This is a genomic window from Photorhabdus noenieputensis (assembly GCF_018448935.1).
In the GTDB taxonomy this organism is placed as follows: Bacteria; Pseudomonadota; Gammaproteobacteria; order Enterobacterales; family Enterobacteriaceae; genus Photorhabdus; species Photorhabdus noenieputensis.
On record NZ_RCWC01000028.1, the window covers coordinates 22,662 to 31,078 of the forward strand.

8 protein-coding genes are annotated in these 8,417 nt (G+C 38.9%); 2 read left to right on the forward strand and 6 right to left on the reverse strand.

Annotated features, from left to right (window positions below; translation table 11 throughout):
* Positions 1–6: 6 nt before the first annotated feature.
* Together fucI and fucP are read right to left on the reverse strand one after the other, a co-directional pair.
* Positions 7–1,785: an L-fucose isomerase gene (gene fucI, locus EAE91_RS16865; RefSeq protein ID WP_214089538.1), complete on the reverse strand. Its 1,779-nt coding sequence runs from the start codon at positions 1,783–1,785 to the stop codon at positions 7–9.
* Between the two features lie 47 nt (positions 1,786–1,832).
* Positions 1,833–3,143, reverse strand: coding sequence for an L-fucose:H+ symporter permease (gene fucP, locus EAE91_RS16870; protein WP_214089500.1), 1,311 nt, complete (start codon positions 3,141–3,143; stop codon positions 1,833–1,835).
* A 465-nt stretch (positions 3,144–3,608) separates the two neighbouring features.
* Between fucP and fucA the strand changes: the two genes are divergently transcribed.
* Both fucA and EAE91_RS16880 read left to right on the forward strand, forming a co-directional pair.
* Complete coding sequence (gene fucA / locus EAE91_RS16875; RefSeq protein ID WP_214089501.1) at positions 3,609–4,259, forward strand: L-fuculose-phosphate aldolase; 651 nt, start codon at positions 3,609–3,611, stop codon at positions 4,257–4,259.
* Between the two features lie 343 nt (positions 4,260–4,602).
* Positions 4,603–5,703: a glycerol dehydrogenase gene (locus EAE91_RS16880; RefSeq protein ID WP_214089502.1), complete on the forward strand. Its 1,101-nt coding sequence runs from the start codon at positions 4,603–4,605 to the stop codon at positions 5,701–5,703.
* 198 nt (positions 5,704–5,901) lie between these two features.
* Here EAE91_RS16880 and EAE91_RS16885 read toward each other — a convergent pair whose 3' ends face one another.
* The 4 genes from EAE91_RS16885 to EAE91_RS16900 form a co-directional block, all read right to left on the reverse strand.
* Positions 5,902–6,402 (reverse strand): tetratricopeptide repeat protein, encoded by a 501-nt coding sequence (locus tag EAE91_RS16885; protein WP_244868891.1) that lies wholly within the window; start codon positions 6,400–6,402, stop codon positions 5,902–5,904.
* Between the two features lie 77 nt (positions 6,403–6,479).
* Positions 6,480–6,776: a hypothetical protein gene (locus tag EAE91_RS16890; RefSeq protein ID WP_244868892.1), complete on the reverse strand. Its 297-nt coding sequence runs from the start codon at positions 6,774–6,776 to the stop codon at positions 6,480–6,482.
* A 462-nt stretch (positions 6,777–7,238) separates the two neighbouring features.
* The gene (locus tag EAE91_RS16895) at positions 7,239–7,670 is read right to left on the reverse strand and encodes a DUF29 domain-containing protein (protein ID WP_036776046.1); all 432 of its coding nucleotides are present in this window, start codon (positions 7,668–7,670) and stop codon (positions 7,239–7,241) included.
* Positions 7,671–7,863: 193 nt separating this feature from the next.
* A complete protein-coding gene (locus tag EAE91_RS16900; RefSeq protein ID WP_214089504.1) occupies positions 7,864–8,295 on the reverse strand; it encodes a DUF29 domain-containing protein in 432 nt (143 codons plus the stop codon).
* Positions 8,296–8,417: the final 122 nt, after the last annotated feature.

The following is an 8,417-nucleotide window of genomic DNA, read 5'->3' on the forward strand; positions in this document are numbered from 1 at the left end:
CAGTCACTATTTCTTATAGAGAGGACCATAGTTTTGGCAGGCTCGGTAATCTGAACCTTCCAGATCCATACCGTGCGCATTCCATGCAGAAGGACGATAAATGGCTTGCTCATCTACGTTATGCATACAAACTGGTATTCTGAGCATAGAAGCTAATGTAATGAAATCAGCGCCAACATGACCAATAGAAAGCACACCATGATTAGCACCCCAATTCGCCATAACGGAATATACATCCTTAAAGACACCTTTACCGGTTAAACGCGGAACAAACCAAGTTGTTGGCCAGGTTTCATTTGTCCGTTTATCCAGAACGTCATGAATATCTTTAGGCAATTCCGCACTCCAACCCTCAGCGATTTGCAGGACGGGGCCAAGACCTTTAATAATATTGACACGACTCAAGGTGAAAGGAACACTGCCTTTGGTTAAGAATTTGGAGGAAAAACCACCACCTCTGAAATATTCATGGAGCGCCGGGTACCATTGCGTTGCAGCCAGACAAGCATCCACTTCCTCTGCGGTAATTTCCCAATGAGGTTTCATCGTAGGACGGCCTTGAACGTCTTTTTGGCAACAGGTCCCATCCAGTGTTGCAGAACCTGAATTAATCAGATGGATCACGCCATTTTCAGCCTGTCCCGTGAGTTTTTTGCCCGTAACACGCTCGACAGATTCTGGAGACCAGAAAGTTCGAACATCAGCAAAAATTTGTGCTGTCCCTGTTAGCATCTGACCAAATAACATCGCAACGCCATTTAGACTGTCATTCTCTGTTGCAACCGTAAATGGTTGACGAATGCCGTTCCAGTCGAATGAACTATTCAAAATCGCTTCCGCAGTATCGCCATTGGGATATTGATCTGTCCAATGACGTTGCCCTTGGAAACCCGCAACAATAGCATCATAGCCGAGGGCTTCTTCTCCATACCCTTTTTCTTTCAGTTTTAGGTTTCCCTGCATCATGTCGCGAATGCAAATAGCCATGAGTAAACTTTCGCGAAGAACTTGGCGACGGCTTTCTGGTGAACGGTGATATTGTTTAGCATTCAGATCTTCACCATATCGGAAATAGTTATCCGCCCAAGATAAGGCTAGCTCAAGTTCCTCTTCATCATATATTTGCAGATCAATACGACGGCGTAATTCCGTCATATCAACAGATTGGACTTTCATACCAAGCCAGGATTCAAAAAAATTATGATCAACAATTGAACCTGCGATGCCCATTGATGCACCACCAATAGAGAGGTAAGTTTTTCCTTTCATACTGGCAACGGCTAATCCAGCACGAGCAAATCGTAGCAATTTTTCTTTGACATCATCAGGAATACGGGTGTCATCAGCATCTTGAACATCATGTCCGTATATAGAAAAAGCGGGAATACCTTTTTGCGAGTGGGCGGCTAAAGCTGCCGCAAGGTAGACTGCACCAGGGCGTTCCGTCCCATTAAATCCCCAAATAGCTTTTGGTCTTGTTGGTTCCATATCTAATGTTTCACTGCCATAACACCAACACGGTGTGACGGTAATTGTCAGGCCAATATTTAATGCACTGAATTTTTCATCACAAGCCGCAGATTCAGCAAGACCTGCAATACATGTGTCTGCAATAACGCATTCAACAGGGGTGCCACAAGCATGGTAAATATGTCCAGTCAATAAATTAGCTGTCGCTTTTGCCATATTCAGGGTTTGCTCTTCGAGTGATTCACGCACTCCCATACGACGGCCATCAATAACTGGACGAATACCAATTTTAGGTAAATTCATATTTTTTTTCATACGATTCATACTATTTCCTCATACAAATAAAGTTGTTACTTGCTTTCTTAATTAAACGAATTACCAAGTAACGCATTCGCACGGAATTTTGCGAAAATCAAAATCACGGCAAAACAAAAAGCAGGTACGAGCTCAGCCGTTGGAATGTGGCCCACAGCATCACTGACAAATCCCATAATAGGCGTCACAATGCCACCGCCAACAATCGTCATTACAATAAGTGAAGAACCATATTTGGTGTCCCGACCTAATCCTTTAATCCCTAATGAAAAGATAGTTGGGTATTGAATAGACATAAACATGCTACAAACGGTCAATGCAATTAAGCCGATGTATCCCCCCACGAACGCGGAAATAATGCAAAGGATCATGGATATCAAGGCATAACAAGATAATACTTTTTCTGGAGCAAATCGCTTAACTAACCAAGTACCCGTCGATCGACCAATAAAGAAAAATACCATTGTTGCTGTCAGATAATTGGCGGCATACCCCGGGGTCATACTCGGAATTTCATCAACAGCATAACGAATCAGGTAACTCCAGCAAGCTGTTTGCGCACCGACATAGCAAAATTGCGCTAACACTGCCCAGCGCCAATGCTTGATTTTAATCAGGCGGCCTAAAGATTCAAAGAATGAACTGTTATTATCATATGCATCACCTTGTATCACTGGAAATTTGGTAAATAAAATCAAGCACGCAATCACTAAAACAGCAGCAGCGATAATTATATAAGGGGACTGTACCGCTAAAACGAGGCTATGATTATAGGTATCAATCTGCTCAACAGTCATTTTATCAAGTGTTTCTTGAGGTAAATGAGGGACATCAGATAAAATTAAACTTTGGCCAAAAATAACCGCGATAATTGCTCCAAACGAGTTAAATGTTTGTGCCAGATTAATGCGAAAATGTCCCGTTTTTTCAGGCCCTAATACCGTGACAAAAGGGTTAGCCGCTGTCTCCAAGCACCCTAATCCAGCAGCGATAATAAACAGCCCCACCAAGAATAGTGTATAACTCATCGCTTCTGCCGCAGGCCAAAAAAGGGCCGCGCCAACAGCATAAAATAATAACCCAGTAATTATTCCTGCTTTATAATTTAACTTATTCATTAATATGCCAGCAGGAATAGGAATAATAAAATAACCAAAATAAAATGCCGATTGAATTAATCCCGCTTGGAAATTTGTTAAAACAAAAGCCTTTTGAAATTGAGGCAATAATATATCATTTAAATTATTTGCCACAGCCCATAAGAAAAATAGAGAGCATAAAAGAGTAAAAGGGATTAAATAACCTCTGTTTTTTTTATTATCCCGCGCTACACTTGATTGCATCGATATATTATCCATAGCACCCTCATCTATCACAGTTGATACTGTAAGTCTTCCATAATCAGTCGTATTTTTAGCTATCCATAAGATAAGAAAATGATCCCAATCACACTTATTTATTCATACCGTTAAATTGTGAACCTAATCACTAAAATAAATCTATTACACATGCCCGTTTATATTTTTTTTATTTAATTCGGTCATGAGGATGACCGTATAATATTTTTTATGAAAAAACGGTCAATAAAACCAACAAATGACCGTTTGAGTCAGAAATGAAAAATACGGAATAAAAAAACAGATATAGATATCTGAAAAATCAAAAAAGTGGTAAAAATATTTGACCTTAATCACAAAAATTAACTTAAATATTTATTTAAAAACAACAAAGCAATACAACGAAAACAAATAGAAAACTTCATTTATTTATTTTTCATTGACTAGCATAAAAGCATACCTCGAATTTAAATAAGGTAAATAATCATGAAAAGAAATACATTATCTCGTGAAATTATTAATACATGCTTAGAAATGACCCGATTAGGATTAAATCAAGGTACTGCGGGTAATGTCAGTGTCCGTTATAATAATGGCATGTTAATTACACCGACAGGAATCCCTTATGAACAATTGACTGAAACACATATTGTTTATGTAGATGAAAACGGTCAACCTGAGGATAATAAGATGCCTTCGAGTGAATGGCGCTTTCATCAGGCAGTCTATTATGCCAGACCCGATGCCAATGCAGTTGTCCATAATCATGCAATTCACTGCACAGCGGTTTCTATTTTAAATAAATCCATTCCGGCCATTCATTACATGATTGCAGCGGCGGGAGGAGATTCAATTCCCTGTGTGCCTTACGCAACATTTGGCACCAAACAACTCTCTGATTATGTATTTAATGGTTTTAAAAACAGAAAAGCTATTCTATTACAGCATCATGGGATGATTGTTTGCGAGGTTAATCTACAAAAAGCACTGTGGCTCGCGCATGAAGTTGAAGTGCTCGCTCATCTATATTTACAAACCCTAGCGATCCAAAATCCAGTTCCTATTCTGAGCCCAGAGGAAATAGCAATCGTGCTTGAGAAATTTAAGACCTATGGCTTAAAAATTGAAAAAAATTGAAAAAATAGGATCACTTTGTCAGGCGGTCATTATGGCTCATAATGGTTATTAATGAATCTAGCTTCCCTAAACGCAGCCAGTCCCAATGGAAAAAAGGGCCTGTTCAGTACAGAGATCCGGGCATAGATCAAAAAAACACACATTTCCCACGACAAAATGGGCATAACAACTTTATTTATCCATAACCAGCCATTAATTTTTATAGATGGTGTTAGTCTGTTAAGTAATTTAGGTACTTTTTTCATCCGGAGACAGTTTACTGGTCTATCACATTTTGCCCGCTGTTTGTTAAGAAAATTTATACGGCAGACAGATACTGAGTTTCCACAAAAGGAATATTCTTATGTTGAAAATTATTCAATCCCCATCCAAATACATTCAGGGACCTGACGCCCTGCTCCATATTGGTAAATACACAAAAACTATCGCCGACCACGTTTTGGTTATCATCGGTAACTCCGCGATGAAATTGGTGGGAGATACCGTTCATAACAGCCTGGAACAGTATGAAATTACTCGCCATTTTGAAGTGTTTGGCGGTGAATGCAGCCGACATGAGATTAAACGCCTGTCTGACATTCTTAAAAAACATGAATGTCAAGCCGTTATCGGTATCGGTGGCGGCAAAGTACAAGATACCGCAAAAGCGGTCGCTTACGAATCCAGATTACCGGTTCTGATTGCCCCCACTATCGCTTCCACTAATGCCCCGACCAGTGCTCTCTCTGTTATTTATAGCGATGATGGCAAATTTGAAGACTATCTGTTTCTCCCCACAAACCCAGATATTGTCTTAATCGATACCAGCATTATCGCTAAAGCCCCAACCCGTTTTCTGATTGCCGGAATTGGCGACGCGTTGGCAGCTTACTTCGAAGCCCGCGTTTGTGGGGACGGCCATAAACCTCGAATGACAGATGGCGGTATATCCCGCACCGCAATAGCCCTTGCTCATCTCTGTTACGAAACTCTGTTAGAAGAGGGTTATAAAGCAAAACTGGCTGTCGAAGCAGGCGTCAGTACACCTGCGGTGGAAAATGTCATCGAAGCTATTACCTACTTAAGCGGCCTGGGCTTTGAAAATACAGGGGTAGCCGCCGCGCATTCCGTACACAATGGTTTCACCGTATTAGAAGAATGCCACCACATGTACCACGGTGAAAAAGTCGCCTTTGGGATATTAACTCAACTAATACTGGAAAATAGCCCAAATGAAGAATTAGACACTTTCCTTGATTTCTGTGTACAAATGGGACTACCGGTTACTCTGGATCAACTTGGAATAAAAGATGGTGAAAAACTGAAAGAAAAAGTGATGGCAGTAGCGAAAGCGAGTTGTGTCGAGGAGGAAACCATTCACAACATGCCTTTTGAAGTGACGCCGGAAAAAGTGTACGCCGCTATTATGGCTGCTGACCGGATGGGACGCGACTGGCTGTATTAAGTTTGACAAGAGCGGGCAAATTGTCCGCTCAATTTGTTGACAAAGCACTGATTTTTTATTTAATCATTTGTTTTAATGAAGTCTCATTCATCAAACAGAGCCTGCCGCCATATTTAAGAACCCCGCCTCCCCAAATTTTTATTCCTGAAAAGATCTCATCACTTAAGTACTAACAGATTAACTCAAAATATAAATTCACTATTCTGATTTTTTCAACTTAATAACATCACTCCAATTATTAATAAGAAATGTGCATTCATGACATCCAATTTGGCTGCCTTTATTAAAATATTCTTTGGCCTTATTAAAATCTTGATTTACACCAATCCCATTTAAATAATTGGTTCCGATGGTGCGATAGCCTTCAAAATATCCACTTTCTCCAGCTAATTCGAAAAGTGCTCTCGCATCTGAGTATCTATTTTCATCCTCTAAAATAAATCCCAAATTAACCATAGATCTTAACTTATATTTATCATTTCTTGATATAGATAACTTATATCTTTTACTGGCTTCTTGACGATAACCTTCTGTTTGTTGTATTACAGCGAACATCCAGTTTGCATCTATATTACCACTATTTGCTTTCTCTATTAACGCATGATATTCATCTTCATTTTTAGGCATTGGAATAGAGAATTCTGATAAAAAATCATCTGAATGATTGAAGACAATCGATGGGATATCTTGTATGTTCATATCTGAACTCTGAACAATAAAAGAAAAGAAGAATAGTGAGTAGAGAAAATATTTCTTATTTTTTACAAAAAAATTACTCATAATATAATCTCGCTAAAAGTATTATTTATCCCTATTATGTCAATATTTGAATTTAGTGACGCCATCTGTATGTTTTTATCCACAGCAAAAAACACATCCACTATCTTAGTCGTATCCCCATTATTCCAGAGTACTGAGCTTTCAAGCCCATGAATATTACCATTTATATCCTTGAATCCATTTTCTTTATAGGTAAGATTTATAGCAGAGATTCCTGATTCACTTAATTTATACAACTCTCCATTATCAGTGTTAACAGTTTTATCAACTAACCCATAGTCTTTACTTGGCATAGTTATTTCCTTATTGAAAACTTCCATGATTATCTTTGATAAATTAAAGAAAATACAATTTACTGCAAATGGAAATAATTATCAATATCACTACCGAAATTTTATAAATTTATATAAAAAAATCAAATTAATAATTTGCTAATATTTTGTCTTTATCATTATATTCTTCGACAAGAAATTAAAACTGTTAGCATTTTACTTCCGTTACTATTTTGGCTCCTACTGTTACCTTGAGTATAGCCACAGCGATCACAATGAATTTTTCTGTAATTATTGATACGACAAAGGTTATAAAAAAATGAAAAAGAACAATTTTGGTTGATACAATGAGTATCCACTGAAAAGCAAATAATTTCTGTTAATACTGCTTGCTGTGAAGTGAAAATCAATCAACCACGTTGTTAAGCAACCAAGAAAACGCACTGTTCAAAATCAGTGCGTTAGGAAATAAATTTATCGAGTCTAGTCTGGCCAAAAATTTTCATCCATTATTTGCTCAAATGTCCAAGGACAAGTTTCAGGGAATATATTCCGATTAATTAGCGTTTCTTTTTCTGCTAATCGACGAGCAGCGATGTAAGCTTTTTCCAAATGCTCATCCAACTTATTTTTCAAACTAGGAGATTCTTGCAAACAATCAATTGCTTTATCACGCTGTTCTTCAATGGTCAGTTCCCAACTCCGCCCTCTGCGATCTGCCTGATATCTCCATTTCAGTAAGTGTGCGAGTAAAATTTCCAACCGGGATCGTAATTCTCTGCGCTCGCTTCGCCCCATAGCCTCAATTTCCTCAAGAAGATTTTCCGTATCCAACTGGCTCAAATCACCGGAACGAAGCAAACTGGCTTGCTCCTGCGTCCAACCATAAAAATCGCTGTCATAACGTGTCGTCATGGTTCCTCCACTGGGTATATCAGCTATACAACTGTATAAATTATGAGTCTGGCAGATTATTGGCATACCGTCAAAACAGTATGTTTATCGTTAAAATCGATTAGCAGCCCATTCACCATAAAGGTACAGCACAGTATTGCAGCTTAAAGCCGGTGGTTTTACCCTTTCATTTGGAAAAACAAATTTATCGAGTCTATTCAGGCCAAAAGTTTTCATCCATTATTTGCTCAAACGTCCAAGGACAAGTTTCAGGAAATACACTACGCCTAATATTCGTTTCCCTCTCCGCTGCAATAATGGCATCACCATAAGCATCAGAGGAAATTTCGCTAAGTTCTGACTTTAAGCTGGGATTTTTCTTAAGACGACGGGCTATTTTCCTTCTCTGCTCTTCAATCGTAAGCTTCCAGCTCCGACCTTGCCGTTCAGATTGGAATTGCCATTTTAGGAGGTGAAGAAACAGTACCTCAAGACGAGATTCCAGCTCGTTTCTTTGGCTATTTCCCATACTTTCTATTTCCTCCGAAAGGTTTTCCCTATCCAATTGACTCAGATTACCGGAACGAAGCAAACTGGCTTGCTCCTGCGTCCAACCATAAAAATCGCTGTCATAACGTGTCGTCATGGTTCCTCCACTGGGTATATCAGCTATACAACTGTATAAATTATGAGTCTGGCAGATTATTGGCATACCGTCAAAACAGTATGTTTATCGTTAAAATCGATTAGCAGCCCATTCACCATAAA

What these genes read in the sequence shown, in the direction of transcription:
- fucP (WP_214089500.1), bottom strand. Translation starts at nt 3,143, where the DNA reads ATGGATAATATATCGATGCAATCAAGTGTAGCGCGGGATAATAAAAAA.
- fucI (WP_214089538.1), bottom strand. Translation starts at nt 1,785, where the DNA reads ATGAAAAAAAATATGAATTTACCTAAAATTGGTATTCGTCCAGTTATT.
- EAE91_RS16880 (WP_214089502.1), top strand. Translation starts at nt 4,603, where the DNA reads ATGTTGAAAATTATTCAATCCCCATCCAAATACATTCAGGGACCTGAC.
- EAE91_RS16900 (WP_214089504.1), bottom strand. Translation starts at nt 8,295, where the DNA reads ATGACGACACGTTATGACAGCGATTTTTATGGTTGGACGCAGGAGCAA.
- fucA (WP_214089501.1), top strand. Translation starts at nt 3,609, where the DNA reads ATGAAAAGAAATACATTATCTCGTGAAATTATTAATACATGCTTAGAA.
- EAE91_RS16890 (WP_244868892.1), bottom strand. Translation starts at nt 6,776, where the DNA reads ATGCCAAGTAAAGACTATGGGTTAGTTGATAAAACTGTTAACACTGAT.
- EAE91_RS16885 (WP_244868891.1), bottom strand. Translation starts at nt 6,402, where the DNA reads ATGAACATACAAGATATCCCATCGATTGTCTTCAATCATTCAGATGAT.
- EAE91_RS16895 (WP_036776046.1), bottom strand. Translation starts at nt 7,670, where the DNA reads ATGACGACACGTTATGACAGCGATTTTTATGGTTGGACGCAGGAGCAA.